Source organism: Pseudomonas guariconensis, assembly GCF_040822035.1.
In the GTDB taxonomy this organism is placed as follows: Bacteria; Pseudomonadota; Gammaproteobacteria; order Pseudomonadales; family Pseudomonadaceae; genus Aquipseudomonas; species Aquipseudomonas guariconensis.
The window spans coordinates 424,324-450,037 of record NZ_CP162012.1; the positions used below are offsets into that span (position 1 = coordinate 424,324).

The window sequence follows — 25,714 nt, forward strand, 5'->3', positions numbered from 1 at the left end:
ATTTGGTTGTCCATGCTTGTACATACAAGTAAAGGTGTGTTTGTATATTCACATCGACACACCGCCGTCGACCTGACCGCAGAGGACATTCCCGTGACCGACAACAACAAATACCGTGACGTAGAAATCCGCGCCCCGCGTGGCAACAAGCTGACCGCCAAGAGCTGGCTGACCGAAGCGCCGCTGCGCATGTTGATGAACAACCTCGACCCTCAGGTCGCCGAGAATCCGAAGGAGCTGGTGGTCTACGGCGGTATCGGCCGTGCCGCACGTAACTGGGAGTGCTACGACAAGATCGTCGAGACCCTGACCCGCCTGGAAGACGACGAGACCCTGCTGGTCCAGTCCGGCAAGCCGGTCGGTGTCTTCAAGACCCACGCCAATGCCCCGCGCGTGCTGATCGCCAACTCCAACCTGGTGCCACACTGGGCCAACTGGGAACACTTCAACGAACTGGACGCCAAAGGCTTGGCCATGTACGGCCAGATGACCGCCGGCAGCTGGATCTACATCGGCAGCCAGGGCATCGTCCAAGGCACCTACGAAACCTTCGTCGAGGCCGGACGTCAGCACTACGACGGCAACCTGACCGGCAAATGGGTCCTGACCGCAGGCCTGGGCGGCATGGGCGGCGCCCAGCCACTGGCCGCGACCCTGGCCGGCGCCTGCTCGCTGAACATCGAATGCCAGCAGAGCCGCATCGACTTCCGCCTGCAGACCCGCTACGTGGACGAGCAGGCCAAGGACCTGGACGACGCCCTGGCGCGCATCGCCAAGTACACCGCCGAAGGCAAGGCCATCTCCATCGCCCTGCACGGCAACGCTGCTGAAATCCTGCCTGAGCTGGTCAAGCGGGGCGTGCGCCCGGACATGGTCACCGACCAGACCAGCGCCCACGACCCGCTCAACGGCTACCTGCCGGCCGGCTGGACCTGGGAGCAGTACCGCGACCGCGCCCAGACCGACGCCGCTGCGGTGGTCAAGGCCGCCAAGCAGTCCATGGCCGTGCACGTACAAGCCATGCTGGACTTCCAGAAAATGGGCGTGCCGACCTTCGACTACGGCAACAACATCCGCCAGATGGCCAAGGAAGAAGGCGTGGCCAATGCCTTCGACTTCCCAGGCTTCGTGCCGGCTTACATCCGTCCGCTGTTCTGCCGCGGTGTCGGCCCGTTCCGCTGGGCGGCGCTGTCCGGCGACGCCGAGGACATCTACAAGACCGACGCCAAGGTCAAGGAACTGATCCCGGACGACGCCCACCTGCACCGCTGGCTGGACATGGCCCGCGAGCGCATCAGCTTCCAGGGTCTGCCGGCACGTATCTGCTGGGTGGGCCTGGGCCTGCGCGCGAAGCTGGGCCTGGCGTTCAACGAAATGGTCCGCAGCGGCGAGCTGTCGGCACCGATCGTCATCGGCCGCGACCATCTGGACTCCGGCTCGGTCTCCAGCCCGAACCGCGAAACCGAAGCCATGCGTGACGGCTCCGACGCCGTCTCCGACTGGCCACTGCTCAACGCCTTGCTCAACACCGCAGGCGGCGCCACCTGGGTTTCGCTGCACCACGGCGGTGGCGTGGGCATGGGCTTCTCCCAGCACTCGGGCATGGTCATCGTCTGTGACGGTACCGACGAAGCGGCCGCGCGTATCGCTCGCGTGCTGACCAACGACCCAGGGACTGGCGTGATGCGTCACGCCGATGCCGGCTACCAGATCGCCATCGACTGCGCCAAGGAGCAGGGCCTGGACCTGCCCATGATCACGGGCTGATCGACGTTCCTTTGGTAATTGCCGAACAACGTTGATACTGAAAACAAGAAGGGGCCTGCGGGCCCCATGCGAATTGGAGTAGCGAAGTGACCGAACTGACTCTCAAGCCCGGCACCCTGACCCTGGCCCAACTACGGGCCATCCATGCAGCGCCCGTGCGCCTGCAACTGGATGCCAGCGCCGACCAGGCCATCGACGCAAGCGTTGCCTGCGTCGAGCAGATCATTGCCGAAGACCGCACCGCCTACGGCATCAACACCGGTTTCGGCCTGCTGGCTTCGACCCGCATCGCCAGCCATGACCTGGAAAACCTGCAGCGCTCGCTGGTGCTGTCCCACGCCGCCGGTATCGGCGCGCCGTTGGACGACGACCTGGTGCGTCTGATCATGGTCCTGAAGATCAACAGCCTCAGCCGCGGCTTCTCCGGCATCCGTCGCAAGGTCATCAACGCGCTGATCGCCTTGGTCAACGCCGAAGTCTATCCACACATCCCGCTCAAGGGCTCGGTCGGCGCCTCTGGCGACCTGGCACCGCTGGCGCACATGTCGCTGGTCCTGCTGGGTGAGGGCAAGGCACGTTACAAAGGTCAGTGGTTGCCTGCCACCGAGGCTCTGGCCGTCGCCGGCCTGGAGCCGCTGACCCTGGCTGCCAAAGAGGGCCTGGCCCTGCTCAACGGCACTCAGGCGTCCACCGCCTACGCCCTGCGCGGCCTGTTCCATGCCGAAGACCTGTACGCCGCAGCCATCGCCTGTGGCAGCCTGACCGTCGAAGCGGCCCTAGGCTCGCGTTCGCCGTTCGACGCACGTATTCACGAAGTCCGTGGCCAGCGCGGCCAGATCGACACCGCGGCCTGCTTCCGTGACCTGCTGGGCGACTCCAGCGAAGTGTCCCGCTCCCACGAAAACTGCGGCAAGGTCCAGGATCCGTACTCCCTGCGTTGCCAGCCGCAAGTCATGGGCGCCTGCCTGACCCAACTGCGCCAGGCCGCCGAAGTGCTGGCGATCGAGTCCAACGCTGTGTCGGACAACCCGCTGGTCTTCGCTGCCCAGGGTGACGTCATTTCCGGTGGCAACTTCCACGCAGAACCTGTGGCCATGGCCGCCGACAACATCGCCCTGGCCATTGCGGAGATCGGCGCGCTGAGTGAACGCCGCATCTCGCTGATGATGGACAAGCACATGTCCCAGCTGCCGCCGTTCCTGGTGGAAAACGGCGGCGTCAACTCCGGCTTCATGATCGCTCAGGTCACCGCGGCCGCCCTGGCCAGCGAGAACAAGGCCCTGTCGCACCCGCACAGCGTCGACAGCCTGCCGACCTCCGCCAACCAGGAAGACCATGTGTCCATGGCGCCGGCCGCCGGCAAGCGTCTGTGGGAAATGGCCGAAAACACCCGTGGCGTCCTCGCCATCGAGTGGCTGGGCGCCTGCCAGGGCCTGGACCTGCGTGAAGGCCTGAAGACCTCCGCCAAGCTGGAGCAGGCCCGTCTGGCCCTGCGCCGTGAAGTCCCGCACTACGACCGTGACCGCTTCTTCGCGCCGGACATCGAAGCCGCTGCCGAGCTGCTGGCCAAGGGTTGCCTGACCGGCCTGCTGCCAGCTGGCGTACTGCCCAGCCTGTAATACCCTCGGGGCCGCTCGCGGCCCATCGCAGGCTTCGCCAGCGCCCGCAGGATCGCAACTGCCTGGAGGCGCTGGCGAAGCCTGCGATGGGAGGCGAAGCGGCCCTTGTAGCCATCACCGGCAGAACAATAATAAGGGTGCGAAATGCAAGAAGGTCTCAAGCGCGGGCTAACGGCTCGGCACATTCGTTTCATGGCGCTCGGTTCCGCGATCGGTACCGGGCTGTTCTACGGTTCGGCATCGGCCATCCAGATGGCCGGCCCGGCAGTGCTGCTGGCCTACTTGATCGGTGGCGCGGCGGTCTTCATGGTCATGCGGGCCCTCGGCGAGATGGCCGTGCACAATCCGGTGGCCGGCTCCTTCGGTCACTACGCCAGTACCTACCTCGGCCCCATGGCGGGCTTCATCCTCGGCTGGACCTACGCCTTCGAGATGGTCATCGTCGCCATCGCCGATGTCACCGCGTTCGGGATCTACATGGGCTTCTGGTTCCCGGAAGTAGCCCGCTGGATCTGGGTGCTGGGCATCGTCTTCATCATCGGCGGCCTTAACCTGTGCAACGTCAAGGTTTTCGGTGAGATGGAGTTCTGGCTATCGCTGCTCAAGGTCGGCGCCATCGTGGCGATGATCCTGGCAGGTTTCGGCATCATGATCTTCGGCATGGGCCAGGCCAGCACTGGTGCCACTGTCGGTGTGAGCAACCTGTTCAGCCACGGCGGCTTCATGCCCAACGGCATCAGCGGTCTGATCGCCTGTTTCGCGGTGGTGATGTTCGCCTTTGGCGGCATCGAGATCATTGGCGTCACCGCCGGTGAGGCGAAAGATCCTCAACGCGTCATTCCCAAGGCGATCAACGCTGTACCGCTGCGTATCCTGCTCTTCTACGTGCTGACCCTGTTCGTACTGATGTGCCTTTACCCGTGGCCGCAGATCGGCAGCCAAGGCAGCCCGTTCGTGCAGATCTTCAGCAACCTGGGCATCGGCTCGGCGGCCGCGGTGCTGAACATCGTGGTGATTTCGGCGGCCGTCTCGGCCATCAATAGTGACATCTTCGGCGCTGGCCGCATGATGTATGGCCTGGCCCAGCAAGGCCATGCGCCTCGTAGCTTCGGCAAGCTGTCCAAGCACGGCGTGCCGTGGATGACCGTGCTGGTGATGGGCGCTGCGTTGCTGATCGGCGTGGTGCTCAACTACGTGATCCCAGAGAACGTGTTCCTGCTGATCGCCTCGATCGCCACCTTCGCCACCGTGTGGGTATGGCTGATGATCCTGATGAGTCAGGTGGCCATGCGCCGCAGCATGACACGCGAGCAGATCGCCGAGCTGAAATTCCCGGTACCGTTCTGGCCTTATGGGCCGGCAATGGCCATTGCCTTCATGTTGTTCATCTTTGGTGTGCTCGGTTACTTCCCGGACACTCAGGCCGCGTTGATCGTCGGCGTGATCTGGGTGGTGTTCCTGGTGGCCTCCTACCTGCTGTGGTGCAAGCCACGGGCAGGGCAGGGCCAACGGGTTCGCGAGCCGGCCGAGCTGCACCGCTAGTCACGGAGAACGCTTATGAGAACCCTCTGGCAGCACTGCCACGTGGCGACAATGGCCCAGGGCCTTTACTCGATCATCGAGGACGCCGCGATCGTCACCAACGCCGGGTTGATCGAGTGGATCGGCCCGCGTGGCGAGGTGCCCGTGGTCGATGCCGAGCGCACGGTGGACTTGGGCGGCGCCTGGGTCACCCCGGGCCTGATCGATTGCCATACCCATGCGGTGTTCGGCGGCAATCGCAGCGGTGAGTTCGAGCAGCGCCTGCAGGGCGTCAGCTATGCCGAGATCGCGGCCAACGGCGGCGGTATCGCCAGCACCGTACGGGCGACCCGCGCGGCCAGCGAAGACGAGCTGCTGGCCAGTGCTCGTCAGCGGGTCAAGGCGTTGATGCGCGATGGCGTGACCACCTTGGAGATAAAATCCGGCTACGGCCTGGACCTGGCCAACGAGCGCAAGATGCTCAGGGTCGCTCGGCGTCTGGGTGAGGAGCTGCCATTGACCGTGCGCAGCACCTGCCTTGCCGCCCACGCCCTGCCGCCAGAATATGCTGGCAGGGCGGATGACTACGTTGCGCATATCTGCGACGAAATGCTCCCGGCCCTGGCCGAAGAGGGCCTGGTGGACGCCGTCGATGCCTTCTGCGAACACCTGGCGTTCTCGCCGGCCCAGGTCGAAAAAGTCTTCATCAAGGCACGTGAACTGGGCCTGCCGGTCAAGCTGCATGCCGAGCAGTTGTCGTCGCTGCACGGCTCGAGCCTGGCGGCACGCTACCAGGCGCTGTCGGCCGACCACCTGGAGTTCATGACCGAGGAAGACGCCATCGCCATGGCCGAGGCCGGCACTGTCGCCGTGCTGTTGCCGGGCGCGTTCTACTTCCTGCGCGAAACCCAGTTGCCGCCGATGGATGCCTTGCGCCGCCATGGCGTGAAGATCGCCCTTGCCAGCGACCTCAATCCGGGCACCTCGCCCGGGCTGTCGTTGCGCTTGATGCTGAACATGGGTTGCACCTGCTTCCGTATGACGCCTGAAGAAGCCCTGGCGGGCGTGACCGTGCATGCGGCCACGGCCTTGGGGTTAGGCGAAAGCCATGGCTCGCTTGAGGTGGGCAAGGTCGCGGATTTCATCGCCTGGCAGATCGAGCGCCCGGCGGATCTGAGCTATTGGCTCGGCGGCGACCTGCCCAAGCGGGTGGTGCGCCTGGGTCATGAGATATCCAACTGAGTGAGGGCACATGGACAAGGTATTGAGTTTTCACCAGGGCCAGCTGCCGCTGCTGATCAGCATGCCTCACGCAGGCCTTGGCCTGACCGACGCCGTGCGTGACGGCTTGGTCGAGCAGGCGCGCAGCCTGCCAGACACCGACTGGCACATCCCACGTCTGTACGATTTCGCCAGGGACCTGGGTGCCAGCGTGGTGGCCGCCCAGTATTCGCGGTTCGTCATCGACCTGAACCGCCCGGATGACGACAAACCGTTGTACGCCGGCGCCACCACAGGCCTGTACCCGGCGACGCTGTTCGAGGGTGAGCCGTTGTTCAAGGCGGGCCAGGAACCCTCAGCTGATGAGCGCAAAGGCTACCTGGAGCACATCTGGCGTCCTTACCACGATACGATCCGCCAGGAGCTCGCGCGCCTGCGCGAGATTCACGGCTATGCCCTGTTGTGGGATGCCCACTCGATCCGCTCGGTCATCCCACACCTGTTCGACGGTAAGCTGCCGGACTTCAACCTGGGGACCTTCAGCGGCGCCAGCTGTGACCCGGTCCTGGCCGAGCGTCTGCTGGGTGTCTGCGCGCAGGCCCAGGGCTATACCTGCGTGCTCAACGGGCGCTTCAAGGGTGGGCACATCACCCGTCATTACGGCGATCCGGCGAACCACATCCATGCGGTGCAACTGGAGCTGGCGCAGAGCACCTATATGGAAGAGCTCGAGCCGTTCAAGTACCGCGAGGACCTGGCCCAGCCGACCCAAGTGGTGCTCAAGCAGTTGCTCGAGGCCGTCCTGGCCTGGGGCAGGGAGCGCTACGGGCGGTAGGTCCGCTGTCCTGTTCGCCGGTCTACCCGCTTCCACAGGTTCATCGCCAGAGCCGTGGAAGCGGGGATTCCCGCGAACGGCCCCGCACACATCCACCTGTTTCACCGTGACACATGCTCAAAGCGCAATTCAGGTTTATGATGCCAGGCGGCAGATTAAATCCTCACACGGAGTGCGCAATGCAGACCCTGTACCCGCAGATCAAACCCTACGCCCGGCACGATCTGGCCGTGGAAGCACCGCATGTGCTGTATGTAGACGAAAGCGGATCGCCAGAAGGTCTGCCGGTGGTATTCATCCACGGTGGCCCCGGCGCGGGCTGCGATGCCCAGAGCCGTTGCTACTTCGACCCTACCCTCTACCGCATCATCACCTTCGACCAGCGCGGCTGTGGCCGATCGACTCCGCATGCGAGCCTGGAAAGCAACACCACCTGGCACCTGGTCGAGGACCTGGAGCGCATCCGTGAGCACCTGGGCATCGACAAGTGGGTGCTGTTCGGCGGCTCCTGGGGCTCCACCCTGGCCCTGGCCTATGCCCAGACCCACCCCGAGCGGGTTCATGGCCTGATCCTGCGCGGCATCTTCCTGTGCCGCCCGCAGGAGATCCAATGGTTCTACCAGGAAGGCGCCAGCCGCCTGTTCCCCGACTATTGGCAGGACTACATCGCGCCGATTCCGCCGGAGGAGCGGGGCGACTTGGTCAAGGCCTTCCACAAGCGCCTGACCGGCAACGACCAGATTGCCCAGATGCACGCGGCCAAGGCCTGGTCGACCTGGGAAGGCCGGACCGCGACCCTGCGTCCCAACCCTCTGGTGGTCGATCGCTTCTCCGAGCCGCAGCGCGCGCTGTCCATCGCGCGTATCGAGTGCCACTACTTCATGAACAATGCCTTCCTCGAGCCGGACCAGTTGATCCGCGACTTGCCGAAGATCGCCCATTTGCCGGCAGTGATCGTCCATGGTCGCTATGATGTGATCTGCCCGCTGGATAACGCCTGGGCGTTGCACCAAGCCTGGCCCAACAGCGAGCTGAAGGTGATCCGCGACGCAGGCCACGCCGCCTCCGAGCCGGGGATCACCGACGCCTTGGTGCGCGCTGCCGACCAGATGGCCCGGCGCCTGCTCGACCTGCCTCTGGAAGAAGCATGAAAGGGCTGCTGCAGCGCGTACGCGGTGCGCGCGTCGAAGTAGAGGGCCAGATCGTCGGCTCGATCGATCAGGGCCTGCTGGTGCTGGTGGCCGTCGAGCCGGGGGATACCCGTGAGCACGCCGACAAGCTTCTGCACAAGCTGCTCAACTACCGGGTATTCAGCGACCCCCAGGGCAAGATGAACCTGTCCCTTAAGGACATCGGCGGCGGCCTGCTGCTGGTGTCCCAGTTCACCCTGGCCGCCGACACTCGCAATGGCATGCGTCCCAGCTTCTCCACCGCTGCGCCGCCTGCGCTCGGCGTCGAGATATTCGACTATCTTCTTGAGCGGGCCCGCGCCGCCCATGGCGATGTCGCCAGCGGCCGATTCGGGGCGGACATGCAGGTGCATTTGGTCAATGATGGCCCCGTAACATTTATGTTACAAATATGAGGTTAAAAAACCCCTTGTTTGAAGGAAAACAAGTGGGTTTGTACGATAAATAGTTGTTTCAGCCTGATGCGTTGTAACGCGCCCTGCTGGATAATCGCGCGCTGCGTGAGCCTACGTTCGTAGGCTCGTTTCACTCTGACTCGAGCACTGTCTGGAACCGTTTGGGGAATCATTAGGCCCTTACGGGGTCCGAACAGTGCTCGCCAACCCGGCATTGGTCGCTGGCCGTTGGTTTCATGATCTGTTTTCGGCGAGGGTTGCTCGTGATTGTTAGTCCCTGTATTGCACAAAGAATCCCCGGAAATCGGCTTCGCAAGGCCCTGGCGGCAGGCGTCGCGCTGGTTGGCCTGATGAGCGCTGGCCAGCTTTGGGCATTCAATCTTGACGATGTTGCAGCCAAGGCAAAGGATCTCGCCGGTCAGAAGTACGAAGCACCGAAGAGCAACCTGCCAGCGGTCTTCCGTGACATGAAGTTCGGGGACTACCAGAAAATCCGTTTCATCCAGGAAAAGGCCGAGTGGGCCAAGGACAAGACGCCGTTCAAACTGTCCTTCTACCATCAGGGCATGCACTTCGACACGCCGGTAAAGATCAACCAGGTCACCGCCACCAAGGTCGAAGAAATCAAGTACGACCCGAGCCGCTTCGAGTTCGGTGACGTCCCGCACGACCCCAAGACCGTCGAAAACCTCGGCTATGCCGGTTTCCGCGTGCTCTATCCGATCAACAAGGCCGACAAGCAGGACGAGATCATGACCCTGCTTGGCGCCAGCTATTTCCGCGTCGTCGGCAAGGGCCACGTGTATGGCCTGTCCGCCCGTGGCCTGGCCATCGACACCGCGCTGCCGTCGGGCGAGGAATTCCCGCGCTTCACCGAGTTCTGGGTCGAAAAGCCAAAGCCGACCGACAAGCACCTGGTGATCTACGCCCTGCTGGATTCGCCACGCTCCACCGGCGCCTACAAGCTGACCCTGCGTCCAGGCAGCGATACCCTACTGGACGTCAAGTCCAAGGTCTTCCTGCGTGACCATGTCAGCCGCCTGGGCGTTGCCCCGCTGACCAGCATGTTCCTGTTCGGCGCCAACCAGCCGTCCAAGGTCCTCAATTACCGCCCGGCCCTGCACGACTCCGAGGGCCTGTCGATCCACGCGGGCAACGGCGAATGGCTGTGGCGCCCGCTTAACAATCCCAAGCATTTGGCCGTGAGCAGCTTCAGCGTGGAGAACCCCCGTGGTTTCGGCCTGCTGCAGCGCCAGCGTGAGTTCAGCGCCTACGAAGACCTCGACGACAACTACCAGAAGCGTCCAAGCGCCTGGGTCGAGCCGCGTGGCGACTGGGGCAAGGGCACCGTCGACCTGGTCGAGATTCCGACCGCCGACGAGACCAACGACAACATCGTGGCCTTCTGGAGCCCAGAAAAGCTGCCTGAGCCTGGCAAGCCGATAGAGTTCGAGTACCGCCTGCGCTGGACCATCAACGAGTCCCAACTGCACTCGCCAGAGCTGGGCTGGGTCAAGAAGACCATGCGCTCCACTGGTGATGTGAAACAGTCCAATTTGATCCGCGAAGCCGATGGCAGCGTGGCTTTCCTGGTCGACTTCGAGGGGCCGACCCTGGCCGCCCTGCCGGAAGACACCGCCCTGCGCAGCCAGGTCAGCGTCGGCGACAACGCCGAGGTGGTCGAGAACAACCTGCGCTATAACCCTGAAACCAAGGGCTGGCGCCTGACCCTGCGACTGAAGGTCAAGGATCCGAGCAAGTCCACCGAGATGCGCGCCGCACTGGTGCGTGACGTTCCGGTGGAACCGGCCAAACCGGCCAAGGAAGGCAAGCAGGACAAGGCCGCAGCCAAGCACGCCAAGGCCGAGAAAGCCGCCAAGGCTGAACAACCTGCCGCCGATGCGGCACCCACCAACGGGGCACCGGCCACCACCGAAAAAGTGATGACCGAGACCTGGAGCTATCAGTTGCCTGCCGATGAGTAACTCAAGCGCACGGCCAGAATCGCTTGGCGAATACCTGGCCCACCTTCCCCTGAGCGATGAGCAGCGCGCGGAACTCGCCAGCTGCCAATCGTTCAGTGAGCTGCACCAACGCCTGGCGGCCCGACCGGCCGCCAACCCCGCCGAGGCCGTGCAGGCCTCGGTGGGCCCACGCCTGACCGTGGGTAGCGCCGCCGAGCTCGAGGACGCCGAAATGCTCGGCGTCGACGGCAGCGGCCGGCTGTGCCTGAAGATCGCACCGCCGATCAAGCGTACCCGCGTAATCCCCGAGCCATGGCGCACCAACATCCTGGTGCGCATGTGGCGCCGGCTCACCGGGCGCACCAATGCACCGCAACCGCCCAAGCGCGAGTTGCCACCGGCCCGCTGGCGCCGGGTCGGCTCCCTGCGCCGCTATATTCTCCTGGCCTTGATGATCGGGCAGACCCTCGTTGCCGGCTGGTACATGAAGGGCATCCTGCCGTACCAGGGCTGGTCGTTCGTTTCGCTCGACGAAATCATGGCCCAGTCGCTCTGGGAGTCGGTGGTGCAGGTCTGGCCCTATGCTTTGCAGACGAGCATCCTGATCCTGTTCGGCATCCTGTTCTGCTGGGTGTCGGCGGGCTTCTGGACCGCGCTGATGGGCTTTCTCGAATTGCTCACCGGTCGTGACAAGTACCGCATCTCCGGCAGCAGCGCCGGCAACGAGCCGATCGCGCCCCAGGCGCGTACCGCGCTGGTCATGCCGATCTGCAACGAAGACGTGCCACGGGTGTTCGCCGGCCTGCGTGCGACCTTCGAGTCGGTGGCCGCCACGGGCGACCTGGACCGGTTCGACTTCTTCGTGCTCAGCGACACCAACGACACTGACATCGCCGTGGCCGAGCAACAGGCCTGGCTGGACGTGTGCCGTGAGACCAAGGGCTTCGGCCGTATCTTCTATCGCCGCCGCCGTCGTCGCGTGAAGCGCAAGAGCGGCAACCTGGACGACTTCTGCCGTCGTTGGGGGGGCGAGTACAAGTACATGGTCGTGCTCGACGCCGACAGCGTCATGAGCGGTGAGTGCCTGACCAGCCTGGTACGCCTGATGGAGGCCAACCCGGACGCCGGCATCATCCAGACCGCGCCCAAGGCCTCGGGCATGGATACCCTCTATGCGCGCCTGCAGCAGTTCGCCACCCGCGTCTATGGCCCACTGTTCACCGCCGGCCTGCACTTCTGGCAACTGGGCGAATCGCACTACTGGGGCCATAACGCGATCATTCGCATGAAGCCCTTCATCGAGCATTGCGCCCTGGCGCCATTGCCGGGCAAGGGTGCGTTCGCCGGTGCGATCCTCTCCCACGACTTCGTCGAGGCCGCGCTGATGCGCCGTGCCGGCTGGGGTGTGTGGATCGCCTATGACCTGCCGGGCAGCTACGAAGAACTGCCGCCGAACCTGCTCGATGAACTCAAGCGCGACCGGCGCTGGTGCCACGGCAACTTGATGAACTTCCGACTGTTCTTGGTCAAGGGCATGCACCCGGTACACCGCGCGGTGTTCCTGACCGGTGTCATGTCGTACCTGTCGGCGCCATTGTGGTTCTTCTTCCTGGTGCTCTCGACCGCGCTGCTGGCGACCAACACGCTGATGGAGCCGCAGTACTTCATCGAGCCGTTCCAGCTCTACCCGCTGTGGCCGCAATGGCATCCGGAGAAGGCCATCGCGCTGTTCTCCACCACCGTCGTGCTGCTGTTCCTGCCCAAACTGCTCAGCGTCATCCTGATCTGGGCCAAGGGCGCCACGGAGTTCGGGGGGCGCATCAAGGTCACCGTGTCGATGCTGATCGAGATGCTGTTCTCCATGCTGCTGGCGCCGGTGCGGATGATTTTCCACACCCGCTTCGTCCTGGCCGCGTTCCTCGGCTGGGCGGCGACCTGGAATTCGCCGCAGCGTGACGACGACTCCACGCCGTGGAGCGAGGCAGTCCGTCGCCACGGTCCGCAGACGCTGCTGGGCATCGCCTGGGCGGCCTTGGTGGCTTGGCTGAACCCAAGCTTCCTGTGGTGGCTGGCGCCGATCGTGGGCTCGCTGGTGCTGTCGATTCCGGTCTCGGTGATTTCCAGCCGTACGCGCCTGGGCCTGGCGGCCAAGGACGAGAAGCTGTTCCTCATCCCCGAGGAATACGCGACGCCGCAGGAGCTGCTGGCGACCGATCAGTACACCCATGAGAACCGCTGGCATGCCCTGCACGACGGCTTCGTTCGTGCGGTGGTCGACCCACGGCAGAACGCCCTGGCGTGCGCCATGGCTACCGCACGCCATGGTCAGGCCGCGCCGATCGAGGCGTTGCGCATCGAGCGTGTGGCCAAGGCCCTGGAAGTCGGGCCCAAGGGCCTGGATGGCAACACCCGCCTGGCGCTACTGAGCGACCCGGTGGCGCTCTCGCGCCTGCATGAGCAGGTATGGGCATCGAACAACGAGGCCTGGATCGGGGTATGGCGCAGCTCCATCACCAACGATCCACACTCGCCGCTGCTGCCGTTGCACCCGGAAAACCAGGCCCAGCCTTCACTGGTCGGCGCCTGATTCCCCAAGGGCCGCTTTGCGGCCCTTTTCCCAGGCTTCGCCAGAGTCCTCCGGTGTCTTCACCGAACCTGTGGAGGCTGCTGAAGCCTGCGGCCAGGGCCTGTGTCTCTATTTTGGCCAACAATGTCCCCCCCGGCTCTAGGTCCTAGGCCGCGCATGCGTTAGCATCCCTCTCGATATTGCGTATCGGTCTATCGACCTTTCCAACAATAAAATTCGCAACACTTTGCTAGGGGACTTGGTAATGATGAAGAAATACCTGTCGCGACTGCTGGTCGGTGTCACCGCACTGGTCGCCGTCACCGCCGCCCAGGCGGGCGCCATCGAAGACGCCGTCAAACGCGGTACCTTGCGGGTCGGTATGGACCCGACCTACATGCCCTTCGAAATGACCAACAAGCGTGGCGAGATCATCGGTTTCGAGGTGGACATCCTCAAAGCCATGGCCAAGTCCATGGGCGTCAAGCTGGAAACCGTCTCCACCGCCTATGACGGCATCATCCCAGCCTTGCTGACCGATAAGTTCGACATGATCGGCAGCGGCATGACTCTGACCCAGGAGCGCAACCTGCGCCTGAACTTCAGCGAACCCTTCATCGTCGTCGGCCAGACCCTGCTGATCCGCAAGGAACTCGCGGGCGAGATCAAGTCCTACAAAGACCTGAACAACGAGAAGTACCGCATCACCTCCAAGCTCGGCACCACCGGCGAGATGGTTTCCAAGAAACTCATCAGCAAGGCCAAGTATCACGGTTACGACAACGAGCAAGAGGGCGTGATGGACGTGGTCAACGGCAAGGCCGATGCTTTCGTCTACGACGCCCCGTACAACGTGGTAGCGGTCGAGAAGGCCGGTGCCGGCAAGCTGCTGTTCCTCGAAGAGCCGTTCACCTACGAGCCGCTTGCCTTCGGTCTGAAGAAGGGCGACTACGACAGCATCAACTTCATCAACAACTTCCTGCACCAGATCAAGAACGACGGGACCTACGATCGTATTCACGACAAATGGTTCAAGAACAAAGACTGGCTGAAGGACATGGAATAAGCAGTAGCTACAAGCCGCAAGCTGCACGCTGCAAGATGAAACAGAGCCTACGCTTGGCCTGTTCTTGCCGCGTGTTGCTTGCGGCTTGCCGCTTTCTGGAGTACCCCAATTGATCAAGCACAAGAAAGCCCAGTGGCCCTGGCACGGGTTGACCGCGCTGGTCCTGGTGGGGCTGGCGTTCAGCCTCTACCTGGCCACCTCGATGATTTCCTACGAGTGGCGCTGGAACCGCGTTCCCCAATATTTCGCCTACCAGGCCGAAGAAGCGCAGCGCGCCGCTGAAAACGGCTCTGTCGAAGACATCACCCTCTCGGGCGACACCGCCCGCGTGACGCTCAAGGATGAAGGCGGCGGTCAGCAGGTCGTCACCGTCGCCAAGGACAGCCTGCTGCTGAGCCGTGGCGATGACGTCGCCGAGGGCGACCAGATCGGCGTGACCCGCCAGTGGGCCATTGGCCCCTTGACCTGGGGCCTGTGGACCACCCTATGGATCTCGGTAGTGTCCGGCGCCTTGGGCTTGGTGATCGGCCTGTTCGCCGGTTTGTGCCGGCTGTCGAACAACCCGACCCTGCGCGATCTTTCCACCGTCTATGTCGAGCTGGTACGCGGCACACCGCTGCTGGTGCAGATCTTCATTTTCTACTTCTTTATCGGCACCGTGCTCAACCTGTCCCGGGAATTCGCGGGGGTGGCGGCGTTGGCGTTGTTCACTGGCGCCTACGTAGCCGAGATCGTGCGCGCCGGTGTGCAGTCGATCGCCAAGGGGCAGAACGAAGCGGCACGCTCGCTGGGCCTGAACGCCAGCCAGTCGATGCGTCACGTGATCCTGCCCCAGGCGTTCAAGCGCGTGCTGCCACCGCTGGCCGGCCAGTTCATCAGCCTGGTCAAGGACACCTCGCTGGTCTCGGTGATCGCCATCACCGAACTGACCAAGAGCGGCCGCGAGGCTATCACCACCTCGTTCTCGACCTTCGAGATCTGGTTCTGCGTGGCAGGCCTGTACCTGCTGATCAACCTGCCGCTGTCGCACATGGCCAGCCGGCTCGAGCGGAGGCTTGCGCAAAGTGATTGAAGTCCGTGATCTGGTAAAAGTCTTCGACACCCGTGGCCAGGTGGTGCGCGCGGTGGACAACGTCTCCACTCGCGTGGCCAAGGGCGAAGTGGTGGTGGTGCTTGGGCCGTCAGGCTCGGGCAAGTCGACCTTCCTGCGTTGCCTGAACGGCCTGGAGCATTTCGACGATGGCCATGTGTCCATCGACGGCCTGCAGCTGGATGATCCGAAGACCGACATCAACGCCTACCGCCGCGAAGTCGGCATGGTGTTCCAGCATTTCAACCTGTTCCCGCACATGACGGTGCTCGAGAACCTGTGCCTGGCCCAGAAGGTGGTGCGCAAACGTGGCAAAGCCGAGCGCGAAGCCAAGGCGCGCGCGCTGCTGGAGAAGGTCGGCATTGCCCAGAAAGCCAACGAATACCCTTCGCGCCTTTCCGGTGGCCAGCAGCAGCGCGTGGCCATCGCCCGAGCCCTGGCGATGGAGCCGAAGGTGATGCTGTTCGATGAACCCACCTCGGCGCTGGACCCGGAAATGGTCGGCGAGGTACTGGATGTCATGAAGACCCTGGCCCAGGAAGGCATGACCATGGTCTGCGTGACCCACGAAATGGGCTTTGCCCGTGAAGTGGCCGACCGCGTGCTGTTCTTCGACCACGGCAAGCTCCTCGAAGACTCCCCGCCCCAGCAGTTCTTCGCGGCTCCCAAAGACCTGCGCGCCCAGGCCTTCCTGCGTCAGGTGCTGTAGAGCGGGGAGCAAGCTTCAAGCGGCATGAAAAAAGCCGAACCGAGATGGTGAACTCATCTCCGTTCGGCTTTTTCTTGTGCTTGCAGCTTGCAGCTGCTTTAAAGCCGGAAGCGTGCTACCAGCCCCTGAAGGTGTGTCCCCAGGCGCGCCAGTTCGACGCTGGAGCTCGCGGTTTCCTCACTGGCTGCCGATGTCTGGTCGGAAATGTCACGTACGTTCATCACGCTGCGGTTGATCTCCTCAGCCGTGGCGCTCTGTTGCTCGGCTGCCGTGGCGATCTGCTGGTTCATCGCCTGGATCGACGAGACGGTGCGGGTGATGGTTTCCAGAGAACCTCCGGCGCGACGGGTCAATTCGACGCTGCTGTCGGTCAGGGCGCGGCTGCCATCCATCACCCCCGCCACGCGCTGGGTGCCGCTTTGCAGGCTGGCGATCAGTTCTTCGATTTCCTCGGTCGATTGCTGGGTGCGCTGGGCGAGGCTGCGCACCTCGTCTGCGACCACGGCGAAACCACGACCGGCTTCACCTGCACGAGCGGCCTCGATGGCCGCGTTGAGCGCCAACAGGTTGGTCTGCTGGGCCACCGACTTGATGACGTCCAGCACGCTGCCGATCTTGTCGCTCTCGGCCTTGAGCTGGTTCATGGCCTCGCTGGAATTGACCACTTCGCTGGCCAGGCGCTCGATCTGGGCGATGGCTTCACCGACCACGCGATCGCCTTCACGGGCCTGCTGATCGGCCATCAGCGCCGCCTCGGAGGCCTGCTCGGCGCTGCGGGCGACCTCATGCACGGTGGCGGTCATTTGGTTCATGGCAGTGGCGACCTGATCGGTCTCGACCTTTTGATTGTTGACCCCGGCGCTAGTCTGTTCGGTCACCGCCGACAGCTCCTCGGCCGCGCTGGCGATCTGGGTGACGCCGTCACCGATGCCGCTGATCAGCGTCCGCAGGCCTTGGTTCATGCGTTTCATGCTCGCTTGCAGCTGGCCCAGCTCGTCGCGGCGCTCGATCGATTGGTCGTCCTGGCTGAGGTCGCCATTGGCCACGCGCTCGGCGGCCGCGAGGATCTGGCGCAGCGGCACGATGATCTGCCGGGTGATGGTCCAGGCGGCCAGCAGACCCAGCAACAGGGCGAGGGCGGTGGCAGCGGCCAGCATACGCTTGGCTTGGCGGGTACCTTCGTCGCGTACCTTGGTTTGCGAGACTGTCATGGCCGCGCTGGACTCGAGCAGCACGTTGCCTTGCGTGGCCATGTGCTGCAGCGCCTGTTCGATTGCGGTTTGCGCGCTGTCAGGTTGTGTCGCGCGGCGCTGGTCGGCCTGCTGGAGCTGCTCGTAGCCTTGGCGGTACTGGCGCACAGCTTCCAGCTGCTGCTCTAGGCGCTGGTGATCGACAGGTTGTTCGATTTGCCCGAGCATCGCCTGCACTTGCTGCTCGAGCTTGTCCAGGGTCTTGTCCAGCTCGGTGAGCGAGGCTTGGTCGTGACGGGTCGTATAGTTCAGGCGGGCGATACGCAGCTCCTGGGTGGTCTGGTAGATCAGCGAAATGTTGCCCAGCTTGTCGCCGCGGTTGGTGACGTTGTCGATACCTGTCCAACCTGTGGCAGTGATCGCCAGGGTCAGCAGCAACACCAGGCCGAAGCCAAAGCCCAACTTGCGATTGACGCTCATGTTCCCCAGAAAATGGGCAAACCCTTGATACATGCTTCACTCCCCCGTCGGCTTGGTCGCATTTTTGTCATGCTTCCAAGGCCATCGGCTTGCCGGGGGGAAACTTGATGGGAGGTGTTTGACCCGCTCGTCAGAAAATGCGCGACAGCAATGCCGTCACGGCGGTCTCCACACGCAGGATACGATCGCCCAGCTGCACCGGCGCCAAGCCTGCTTTGCCCAGCAGATCGACCTCATAGGGGATCCACCCGCCTTCCGGGCCGATGGCCAGGGTCACAGGCGACTCCACGGCGCGTGGACAGGCCGGGTAGGGGCCTGGATGAGCGACCAAGCCAAGCGTACCGGCCGCGATGGCAGGCAGACGGTCTTCGACGAACGGCTTGAAGCGCTTCTCGACGATCACCTCGGGCAGCACGGTGTCACGGGCCTGCTCCAGGCCCAGGATGAGGTTCTCGCGGATCGTCTCGGGGTTCAGGAAGGGCGTTTGCCAGAAGCTCTTCTCGACCTTGTAGCTGTTGACCAGGATCAGCCGTGGCACCCCCAGGGTGGCGACGGTTTGGAACAGGCGACGAAGCATTTTCGGGCGTGGCACGGCCAGCACCAGGGTCAGCGGTAGCTTGGCCGGGGGCGGCTGGTCGAAGGCCACCTGCAGCTCGGCTTCATGCCCTGCCAGGCGCAGCACCGTGGCCTTGCCCATCAAGCCATTGACCTGACCGACGCGCAGGGTATCGCCCACTTCGACGCCGTGGATCTCCTGCATGTGAGTGAAGCGCCGGTCAGCCAGCACCACGCGATCGGCCGCGATGAAGTCGGCCTCTTCAAGTAACAGCAGGTTCACGGTTGGGTCGCTGGCGGCTGGTCGTTGTGGTCATCCGAGGCTGCTTCTTCGGGCTGGCTGCGCTTGCGGATCAGGCTGCCGCACAGCACGCCGACCTCGAACAGCATCCACATGGGCACGGCGAGCAGCGTCTGGGAGAAGATGTCCGGTGGGGTCAGGATCATGCCGACCACGAAGCAGCCGATGATGACGTAGGGGCGGATCTTCTTCAGGTACTGCACATCGACTACGCCGATCCACACCAGCAGCACCACTGCCACCGGGATCTCGAAGGCGACGCCGAAGGCGAAGAACAGGGTCATGACGAAGTCCAGGTAACTGGAGATGTCCGTCATCATCGACACGCCCTCGGGCGTGGCGCTGGCGAAGAAGCCGAAGATCAGCGGGAACACCAGGAAATAGGCGAACGCCATGCCGGCATAGAACAGGATGATGCTCGAGACCAGCAGCGGAATGGCGATGCGCTTTTCATGGCGGTACAGCCCCGGTGCAATGAAGCCCCAGATCTGCTGGAGGATGAACGGGATGGCCAGGAACAGCGAGACGATCATCGTAAGCTTGAACGGCGTCAGGAACGGCGAGGCCACGTCTGTGGCGATCATCGTCGCGTTGGCCGGCAAGTGTGAGCGCAGGGGCGCCGAGACCAGGGTGTAGATCTGCTGGGCGAAGGAGAACAGCCCAGCGAAGATCAGGAAGATGGCGGCTACGCAGCGCAGCAGGCGGGTACGCAGTTCGGTCAGGTGCGAAACCAGCGGCATCGGCTGGTCGTGTTCCGGTCTATCGCTCATGGGGCTCGTGGCGGCTGCGGCGGCTCAGTGGGGGCGGCAGGGGATACCGGGGCGCTGCTGCCGGGAGCGGCAGGGGTGGTCGATGGCGCCGGTGTTTCGCTGTTGCCGATGGATGGCGTGGCTGGCCTGCTCGGATCGAGGATGCGCTTGGCTTGTTCCTCCATCTGCAGGATGTGCTCATTGTGCAGTTGGCGGCGGATCTCGTCGGCACCGATCTCGCGCTCGACTTCCGTCTTGATGGCGTTAAAGCTGCGCTTGAGTCGGCCGATCCACAGGCCTGCGGTACGCGCGGCACCAGGCAGGCGCTCGGGACCGAGCACCAGCAGGGCGACCAGACCGACGAGCAGCAGCTCGCTGAAGCTGATGCCGAACATGGGTCAGTCTTTCCGCTGCGGCTCTTGGACCGGCTGGGCCTGGCCTTCGATAGTCTGGCCCTGGGGCTGCTGGGCGGTGTTCTGCACGGGGGCTGCGGGCTGGGCCGGCGGCGGGGTCTGCTCGGCCGGTTTGTTTTCTTCCTCGTTCATCGCCTTGCGAAAGCCCTTGATCGATTCGCCCAGGTCGCTGCCCAGGTTCTTCAGCTTCTTGGTGCCGAAGACCAGGATTACGACGACCAGCAGGACGATCCAGTGTTTCCAGTCAAAAATACCCATTTCGTACTCCTGAAATTTACAGGTACAGCGAATTTTTCTGACAGCGCGGCCCCTGTAGGAGCGGGTTCACCCGCGAACACCGGCCAAGCCAGTGCTCTCTACCGCGTTGCATTCTTCGCGGGGAAACCCGCTCCACAGGGACGCGCTGCGCCCCGGGAATACATCAGTTGGAAGGCTGGCGTGCGGCCTTCTCGTCATGCCCGGAGAGCCCGAAGCGGCGCTCCAGTTCATCGAGCACGGCCTGTGGGTGTTGGCCCAGCGCGCTGAGCATCACCAAGCTATGAAACCACAGGTCGGCGGTTTCGTAGATGACATCGCCGTAATCCTTGCTGATGGCGGCATCCTTGGCGGCGATGATGGTTTCGACGGACTCTTCGCCCAGTTTCTCGAGGATCTTGTTCAGACCCTTGTGGTACAGGCTGGCCACGTAGGAGCTGTCGGGCGCCGCTTGCTTGCGTTGCTCGAGTACTTCGGCAAGGCGGTTGAGGGTGTCGCTCATGTCAGTGTCCTGCGCTGTAGATGGCATCCGGATCCTTGAGGACCGGGTCGACGGTTTTCCACTGGCCGTCTTCGAAGACGCGATAGAAGCAGCTTTCGCGGCCGGTGTGGCAGGCGATATGGCCCAATTGCTCGACCATCAGGATGATCACGTCGGCGTCGCAGTCCAGGCGCATTTCGTGCAGCTTCTGCACATGGCCGGACTCCTCGCCCTTGCGCCACAGTTTGCCACGTGAGCGCGACCAGTAGATGGCGCGTTGCTCGGCAGCGGTCAGGGCCAGGGATTCGCGGTTCATCCAGGCCATCATCAATACGCGTCCGGTCTTATGGTCCTGGGCGATCGCCGGCACCAGGCCATCGCTGTTCCACTTGATCTCGTCCAGCCAGTCTTTCATCGTCGACTCCAAATCCGGACCCACGCCTGTGTCGGGCCCCTTGCGCTAGTGTGCCAGCCAGCCGCGCGGCTGGCTATTGGCGCACGATCAGGTAGAGCCCGGCCGCCAGCATCAGCCAGGCTGGCCAGGCCGCCGGGGCGCTGAGGCTGGCCGCCCCGGCCGCCAGGGTGGCACCGCCGCCGAGCAGGCCGGCACCGAGCAAACGCAGAGCCCAGCGGTCGCCCTGGCGGCGGCGCTCCGGCAGTTGCGGATCGTTCAGGTGCGGCTGCGACAGACGCTCGAGCAGGTCGCGGGTCATGTCGGCCAGGTGCGGCAATTGCTCTACCTGGCTTTGCAGGTTGCCGAACACTGCCTTGGGGCTCATGCGATCACGCATCCAGCGCTCCAGGTACGGCTTGGCGGTGCTCCACAGGTCGAGGTCGGGGTAAAGCTGGCGGCCCAGGCCTTCGATGTTGAGCAAGGTCTTCTGCAGCAGGACCAGCTGCGGCTGGACTTCCATGTTGAAGCGTCGGGCCGTCTGGAACAGGCGCATCAGTACCTGACCGAAGGAGATGTCCTTGAGCGGTTTCTCGAAGATTGGCTCGCACACGGTACGGATAGCCGCCTCGAACTCATTGACCTTGGTCTGCGCCGGTACCCACCCCGAATCGATGTGCAGTTGGGCGACGCGGCGGTAGTCGCGCTTGAAGAAGGCGATCAGGTTGCGCGCCAGGTAGTCCTGGTCTTCGGAGGTGAGGCTGCCGACGATGCCGCAGTCGATGGCGATGTACTGCGGGCTCCAGGGCTTGACCGTGCTGACGAAGATGTTGCCCGGGTGCATGTCGGCGTGGAAGAAACTGTCGCGGAACACCTGGGTGAAGAAGATCTCCACACCACGCTCGGCGAGCAGTTTCATGTCAGTGCGCTGGTCGGCCAGGGTCGCCAGGTCGGTGACTGGCACGCCGTAGATGCGCTCCATCACCAGCACCTTGGGGCGGCACCAGTCCCAATACACCTGAGGTACGTACATCAATTCCGAGCCTTCGAAGTTGCGGCGCAGCTGGCTGGCGTTGGCTGCCTCGCGCAGCAGGTCGAGCTCATCGAAGATGGTCTTTTCGTAGTCGCTGACCACTTCCACCGGGTGCAGGCGTCGGGCGTCAGCCGAGACCCGCTCGGCGCCCTTGGCGATCAGGAACAGCCAGGCCAGGTCCTGGGCGATCACCGGCTTGAGGCCAGGGCGCACCACCTTGACCACGACCTCTTCACCGCTCTTGAGGCGTGCGGCATGCACCTGGGCCACCGACGCCGAGGCCAGGGGCTCGACGTCGAAGCGGCTGAACACTTCGCCGACCTTGGCGCCCAGCTGCTCCTCGATCAGCGCCACGGCCTGCTTGGGGTCGAATGGCGGCACGCGGTCCTGCAGCAGCATCAGTTCATCGGCGATGTCGGTGGGCAGCAGGTCGCGGCGGGTGGACAGCAGTTGGCCGAACTTGATGAAGATCGGCCCCAGGTCCTGCAGGGCCATGCGCAGGCGTGCACCGCGGCTGAGCTCGGACGGTTTGCGCGGGAGCCAGCGCCAGGGCAGCAAGGCGCGCAGGCTCATCAGCCACCAGGGCAGGGGAAGGTCGAACAGCAGGTCATCGAGGCGGTAGCGGATCACGACGCGCTGGATGCGCAACAGACGGCGGACGGCGAGCAGCTTCATGCGTTATCGCTGGTATCAAGGGATCGGGCGAGGCGGCGCAGGCGCGCCTCGAGGCGTTCAACGTCGACCTTCAGGGCATCGAGCTCACTGAAGGCCGCTTCGGCTTCGCGCCGGCCGACCAGGGTGCGGGACTCTTCGGCCAGGTACTCGGAGAGGTTCTGGCTGAAGCGTGAAAGGCCCTGGCGGGTCCAGCGGGCGCGCAGGCGGATATGCCCGGCGACCAGTGCAGTGGCGACCGGCCCCAGCCAGCGCGACAGCTCGTATTCCCAGTCCAGTTCCAGGTCTTGGAGCACACCGACCAGGTCCAGCAGCACGGCGCTGTCGCCATGCAGTTCGACCTGAGGGCTGTGCAGCACGGCGGTCTTGTCCTTGGCGAAGGCCAGTTGGGCGAGGCTGCCGGCCGGCGCGCGCAGGCTGCAATCGACCTCGCCTTCCCAGTGGGCAGCGAGCATCAGGCCTTGTTCATCGGGCAGGATGTACAGCTGCAAGGCCGGCTGGCGGCAGTCGATCTCGATCACCTTGCCTTCGAGCGCAGCCAGGCGCGGCAAGGCCGTGCTGTCCATGCGCAGGACCCGGTTGAGCCCATGCTCGACGCTGGCGAGCAGGCCGGCCAGGAGCATCAGGGTTTGATTCCCCGGTGCACGGCGACGATGCCGCTGGTCATGTTGTGGTAGGTGACGCGGTCGAAGCCGGCCTCGACCATCATGGCCTTGAGGGTTTCCTGGTCGGGGTGCATGCGGATCGATTCGGCCAGGTAGCGGTAGCTTTCCGAGTCGTTGGTGATCAGCTTGCCGGCCAGTGGCATGAAGGCGAACGAGTAGGCGTCGTAGGCCTTGGACATGAGCTTGTTGGTGGGTTTGGAGAACTCCAGCACCAGCAGGCGACCGCCGGGCTTGAGGACGCGCAGCATCGAGCGGATGGCTTCGTCCTTGTGGGTGACGTTGCGCAGGCCGAAGGCGATGGTCACACAGTCGAAGTGGTTGTCCGGGAAAGGCAGCTTCTCGGCGTCGGCCTGGACGAACTCAATGTTGCCGGCCACGCCACGGTCGAGCAGGCGGTCACGGCCGACCTTGAGCATCGACTCGTTGATGTCGGCGAGCACCACTTGGCCGGTGGGGCCTACCAGGCGCGAAAACTTGGCGGCCAGATCGCCCGTGCCACCGGCGATGTCCAGCACTCGGTTGCCGCTGCGCACGCCCGACAGCTCGATGGTGAAGCGCTTCCACAGGCGGTGCATGCCCCCGGAAAGCACATCGTTCATCAGGTCGTACTTGGCGGCTACCGAGTGGAAAACCTCGGCGACTTTCTTCGCTTTCTGGCTCTCGGGTACGTTTTGGTAGCCGAAGTGGGTGGTGGGTTCGGCGTGGTCGCCTTTGCGCTGGTCGTTCATATCGCTTCACCGAAAAAAATTACGGCCATTCTAGGGGCAACGGGCGGATTTGTCTTGGCGGGGTGCTCCGTGGGATGGGCGCGGGCATAATGGCGTCATTGTGTTGATATCCAGGATTGCCCGCATGACCCAGATCAGCGTTGAACGCAAACACTCCCTCGGCCGCGAGGCCGCCCGCGCCAAGGCCGAGGTGCTGGTGGACCGGCTGACCCGCGAGTACGACCTCAAGGCAAGCTGGCAGGGCGACCGCGTCGACGTGTCGCGCAGCGGTGCCAATGGCAGCGTGCATATCGGCGAGGACACCATCCGCGTGGAGCTCAAGCTTGGGATGATGCTGTCGATGATGAGCGGCACCATCAAGGGCGAGATCGAGCGAGCGCTGGACAAGGCCCTGGCCTGACGGCCCTCCGAGTACCAAGCTGCAAGAAAAAGCAGAATCGCGTACGGCGGGATTTTGCTTTCTCTTGCAGCTGCGCTCTTAGGGTGAGGATTCTAATTTTCCGCCCTACCTTATGCTCAAGCCCGCGTTCCATGGGCAGTTCCTCCATTCCCTCAAGCGAGTGAGGTGCAGAGCATGGCCAAAGTGAACCTGAAGAAAAAAGACGACGCCCCAGGCAGCACCTTGGGCGAGGTGCGCGGCTACGCGCGCAAGATCTGGCTGGCGGGCCTAGGTGCCTATGCCCGTGTCGGCCAGGAAGGCTCGGACTACTTCAAGGAGTTGGTCAAGGCCGGCGAAGGCGTCGAGAAGCGTGGCAAGAAACGCGTCGACCAACAGCTCGACGCCGCCAACAACCAGATCGACGAAGCGACCGTGCAGGTAAGCCGTGTTCGGGGCAAGGTCGAGATTCAACTCGACAAGATCGAGAAAGCTTTCGATGCACGGGTCGCCCGCGCCTTGAATCGCCTCGGCATACCGTCTAAACATGACGTTGAAGCGTTGTCCATCAAACTCGAACAGCTGACCGAGTTGCTCGAGCGTGTCGCGCGCAAACCATAAGGAGAGCAGGATGGCTGGCAAGAAGAACACCGAGAAAGAAGGCAGCTCCTGGGTCGGCGGGATCGAGAAGTACTCCCGCAAGATCTGGCTGGCTGGCCTGGGTATCTATTCCAAGATCGACCAGGACGGCCCGAAGCTGTTCGAGTCGCTGGTCAAGGATGGTGAAAAGGCCGAAAAACAAGCCAAGAAGAATGTCGATGACGTGAAGCAAAGCGCCAAGTCGTCCACATCCTCTCGTGTCTCCGATGTGAAAGAGCGCGCGTTGGGCAAGTGGAGCGAGCTGGAAGAAGCCTTCGACAAGCGCCTCAATAGCGCCATCTCGCGCCTGGGCGTACCAAGCCGCAACGAGATCAAGGCCCTGCACCAGCAGGTCGATAGCCTCACCAAGCAGATCGAGAAACTCACCGGTGCTTCGGTGACGCCAGTGTCCAAGGCTGCTGCCAGCAAGACCGCCGCCAAGCCTCTGGCGAAAGCGGCTGCCAAGCCTGCGGCGAAGACGGCTGCGGCGAAACCGGCCGCCAAGCCGGCTGCGAAGCCTGTAGCCAAGGCGGCTGCCAAGCCTGCGACGAAGAGCGCTGCGGCAAAACCGGCTGCCAAGGCGACTGCCGCCAAACCCGCTGCGGCGAAGAAGCCCGCGGCGAAAAAAGCACCCGTCAAGCCCGCGGCAGCCAAGCCAGCCGTGCCGGCCGCCAGCGCCGCCCCCGCTGCAACCGCCGCTCCGGCACCCGCCGCTGCGCCGGCCAGCAGCACGCCATCGGCACCGGTGAACGCCGCTACCCAGGCCTAATACCGCGTCGCCCCTTTCGCGGGTAAACCCGCTCCCACAGGTTCAGCGTTGAACCTTGTGGGAGTGGGTTTACC

25 protein-coding genes are annotated in these 25,714 nt (G+C 63.7%); 15 read left to right on the forward strand and 10 right to left on the reverse strand.

Features of this window, described 5'->3' with window-relative positions:
- The first annotated feature begins 93 nt into the window (after positions 1-93).
- From hutU to AB1N67_RS02000, 12 genes are all read left to right on the forward strand, one after another.
- Positions 94-1,767, forward strand: coding sequence for a urocanate hydratase (gene hutU / locus AB1N67_RS01945; protein WP_090343286.1), 1,674 nt, complete (start codon positions 94-96; stop codon positions 1,765-1,767).
- Positions 1,768-1,853: 86 nt separating this feature from the next.
- Entirely contained in the window at positions 1,854-3,386 is a 1,533-nt protein-coding gene (gene hutH / locus AB1N67_RS01950) for a histidine ammonia-lyase (RefSeq protein ID WP_043207115.1), read from the forward strand.
- A gap of 144 nt (positions 3,387-3,530) precedes the next feature.
- Positions 3,531-4,928, forward strand: coding sequence for an amino acid permease (locus AB1N67_RS01955; protein WP_043207117.1), 1,398 nt, complete (start codon positions 3,531-3,533; stop codon positions 4,926-4,928).
- A 15-nt stretch (positions 4,929-4,943) separates the two neighbouring features.
- The gene (gene hutI, locus AB1N67_RS01960) at positions 4,944-6,149 is read left to right on the forward strand and encodes an imidazolonepropionase (protein WP_317848014.1); all 1,206 of its coding nucleotides are present in this window, start codon (positions 4,944-4,946) and stop codon (positions 6,147-6,149) included.
- Between the two features lie 10 nt (positions 6,150-6,159).
- Positions 6,160-6,963: an N-formylglutamate deformylase gene (gene hutG, locus AB1N67_RS01965; protein ID WP_090343280.1), complete on the forward strand. Its 804-nt coding sequence runs from the start codon at positions 6,160-6,162 to the stop codon at positions 6,961-6,963.
- A 179-nt stretch (positions 6,964-7,142) separates the two neighbouring features.
- Complete coding sequence (gene pip, locus AB1N67_RS01970; protein WP_367863496.1) at positions 7,143-8,114, forward strand: prolyl aminopeptidase; 972 nt, start codon at positions 7,143-7,145, stop codon at positions 8,112-8,114.
- On the forward strand, positions 8,111-8,548 hold the full coding sequence (gene dtd, locus AB1N67_RS01975; protein WP_043207126.1) for a D-aminoacyl-tRNA deacylase: 438 nt from the start codon (positions 8,111-8,113) through the stop codon (positions 8,546-8,548). Before pip ends, dtd begins: the two co-directional genes overlap by 4 nt.
- 263 nt (positions 8,549-8,811) lie before the next feature.
- Positions 8,812-10,533 (forward strand): glucan biosynthesis protein G, encoded by a 1,722-nt coding sequence (locus AB1N67_RS01980; protein ID WP_367863497.1) that lies wholly within the window; start codon positions 8,812-8,814, stop codon positions 10,531-10,533.
- A complete protein-coding gene (gene mdoH / locus AB1N67_RS01985) occupies positions 10,526-13,099 on the forward strand; it encodes a glucans biosynthesis glucosyltransferase MdoH (RefSeq protein WP_102081308.1) in 2,574 nt (857 codons plus the stop codon). The genes AB1N67_RS01980 and mdoH overlap by 8 nt, the downstream gene beginning before the upstream one ends.
- Before the next feature lie 247 nt (positions 13,100-13,346).
- Positions 13,347-14,144, forward strand: coding sequence for a transporter substrate-binding domain-containing protein (locus AB1N67_RS01990; protein WP_043207344.1), 798 nt, complete (start codon positions 13,347-13,349; stop codon positions 14,142-14,144).
- A 109-nt stretch (positions 14,145-14,253) separates the two neighbouring features.
- Positions 14,254-15,216, forward strand: coding sequence for an amino acid ABC transporter permease (locus AB1N67_RS01995; RefSeq protein ID WP_043207130.1), 963 nt, complete (start codon positions 14,254-14,256; stop codon positions 15,214-15,216).
- Positions 15,209-15,943 carry an amino acid ABC transporter ATP-binding protein gene (locus AB1N67_RS02000; protein WP_043207132.1) on the forward strand — a complete coding sequence of 245 codons (735 nt, stop codon included), beginning with the start codon at positions 15,209-15,211 and terminating at the stop codon, positions 15,941-15,943. Before AB1N67_RS01995 ends, AB1N67_RS02000 begins: the two co-directional genes overlap by 8 nt.
- A gap of 98 nt (positions 15,944-16,041) precedes the next feature.
- On the opposite strand, the gene AB1N67_RS02005 is transcribed toward AB1N67_RS02000, so the two are convergent.
- The 10 genes from AB1N67_RS02005 to ubiE all read right to left on the reverse strand — a co-directional run bounded on the left by AB1N67_RS02005 (position 16,042) and on the right by ubiE (position 23,856).
- Positions 16,042-17,646: a methyl-accepting chemotaxis protein gene (locus AB1N67_RS02005; RefSeq protein WP_043207133.1), complete on the reverse strand. Its 1,605-nt coding sequence runs from the start codon at positions 17,644-17,646 to the stop codon at positions 16,042-16,044.
- Positions 17,647-17,743: 97 nt separating this feature from the next.
- On the reverse strand, positions 17,744-18,451 hold the full coding sequence (locus AB1N67_RS02010) for a 16S rRNA (uracil(1498)-N(3))-methyltransferase (RefSeq protein WP_043207137.1): 708 nt from the start codon (positions 18,449-18,451) through the stop codon (positions 17,744-17,746).
- Complete coding sequence (gene tatC, locus AB1N67_RS02015; protein ID WP_182942194.1) at positions 18,448-19,239, reverse strand: twin-arginine translocase subunit TatC; 792 nt, start codon at positions 19,237-19,239, stop codon at positions 18,448-18,450. The genes AB1N67_RS02010 and tatC overlap by 4 nt, the downstream gene beginning before the upstream one ends.
- The gene (tatB, locus tag AB1N67_RS02020; protein WP_043207140.1) at positions 19,236-19,613 is read right to left on the reverse strand and encodes a Sec-independent protein translocase protein TatB; all 378 of its coding nucleotides are present in this window, start codon (positions 19,611-19,613) and stop codon (positions 19,236-19,238) included. The genes tatC and tatB overlap by 4 nt, the downstream gene beginning before the upstream one ends.
- A 3-nt stretch (positions 19,614-19,616) precedes the next feature.
- A complete protein-coding gene (locus AB1N67_RS02025; RefSeq protein WP_043207142.1) occupies positions 19,617-19,889 on the reverse strand; it encodes a twin-arginine translocase TatA/TatE family subunit in 273 nt (90 codons plus the stop codon).
- A 163-nt stretch (positions 19,890-20,052) separates the two neighbouring features.
- The gene (locus tag AB1N67_RS02030; RefSeq protein ID WP_043207145.1) at positions 20,053-20,388 is read right to left on the reverse strand and encodes a phosphoribosyl-ATP diphosphatase; all 336 of its coding nucleotides are present in this window, start codon (positions 20,386-20,388) and stop codon (positions 20,053-20,055) included.
- 1 nt (position 20,389) lies between these two features.
- Entirely contained in the window at positions 20,390-20,782 is a 393-nt protein-coding gene (gene hisI / locus AB1N67_RS02035) for a phosphoribosyl-AMP cyclohydrolase (protein WP_027592414.1), read from the reverse strand.
- 73 nt (positions 20,783-20,855) lie between these two features.
- The gene (gene ubiB, locus AB1N67_RS02040; RefSeq protein ID WP_043207148.1) at positions 20,856-22,466 is read right to left on the reverse strand and encodes a ubiquinone biosynthesis regulatory protein kinase UbiB; all 1,611 of its coding nucleotides are present in this window, start codon (positions 22,464-22,466) and stop codon (positions 20,856-20,858) included.
- Entirely contained in the window at positions 22,463-23,086 is a 624-nt protein-coding gene (locus AB1N67_RS02045) for an SCP2 domain-containing protein (protein ID WP_070571072.1), read from the reverse strand. The genes ubiB and AB1N67_RS02045 overlap by 4 nt, the downstream gene beginning before the upstream one ends.
- Positions 23,086-23,856, reverse strand: coding sequence for a bifunctional demethylmenaquinone methyltransferase/2-methoxy-6-polyprenyl-1,4-benzoquinol methylase UbiE (gene ubiE / locus AB1N67_RS02050; RefSeq protein ID WP_043207154.1), 771 nt, complete (start codon positions 23,854-23,856; stop codon positions 23,086-23,088). Before ubiE ends, AB1N67_RS02045 begins: the two co-directional genes overlap by 1 nt.
- Positions 23,857-23,980: 124 nt before the next feature.
- Between ubiE and AB1N67_RS02055 the strand changes: the two genes are divergently transcribed.
- From AB1N67_RS02055 to AB1N67_RS02065, 3 genes are all read left to right on the forward strand, one after another.
- Positions 23,981-24,256 (forward strand): polyhydroxyalkanoic acid system family protein, encoded by a 276-nt coding sequence (locus AB1N67_RS02055; RefSeq protein ID WP_043207157.1) that lies wholly within the window; start codon positions 23,981-23,983, stop codon positions 24,254-24,256.
- Between the two features lie 174 nt (positions 24,257-24,430).
- Positions 24,431-24,853: a phasin family protein gene (locus tag AB1N67_RS02060; protein WP_043207160.1), complete on the forward strand. Its 423-nt coding sequence runs from the start codon at positions 24,431-24,433 to the stop codon at positions 24,851-24,853.
- 10 nt (positions 24,854-24,863) lie between these two features.
- Complete coding sequence (locus AB1N67_RS02065; protein WP_367863498.1) at positions 24,864-25,640, forward strand: phasin family protein; 777 nt, start codon at positions 24,864-24,866, stop codon at positions 25,638-25,640.
- The last annotated feature ends 74 nt before the right edge of the window (positions 25,641-25,714 follow it).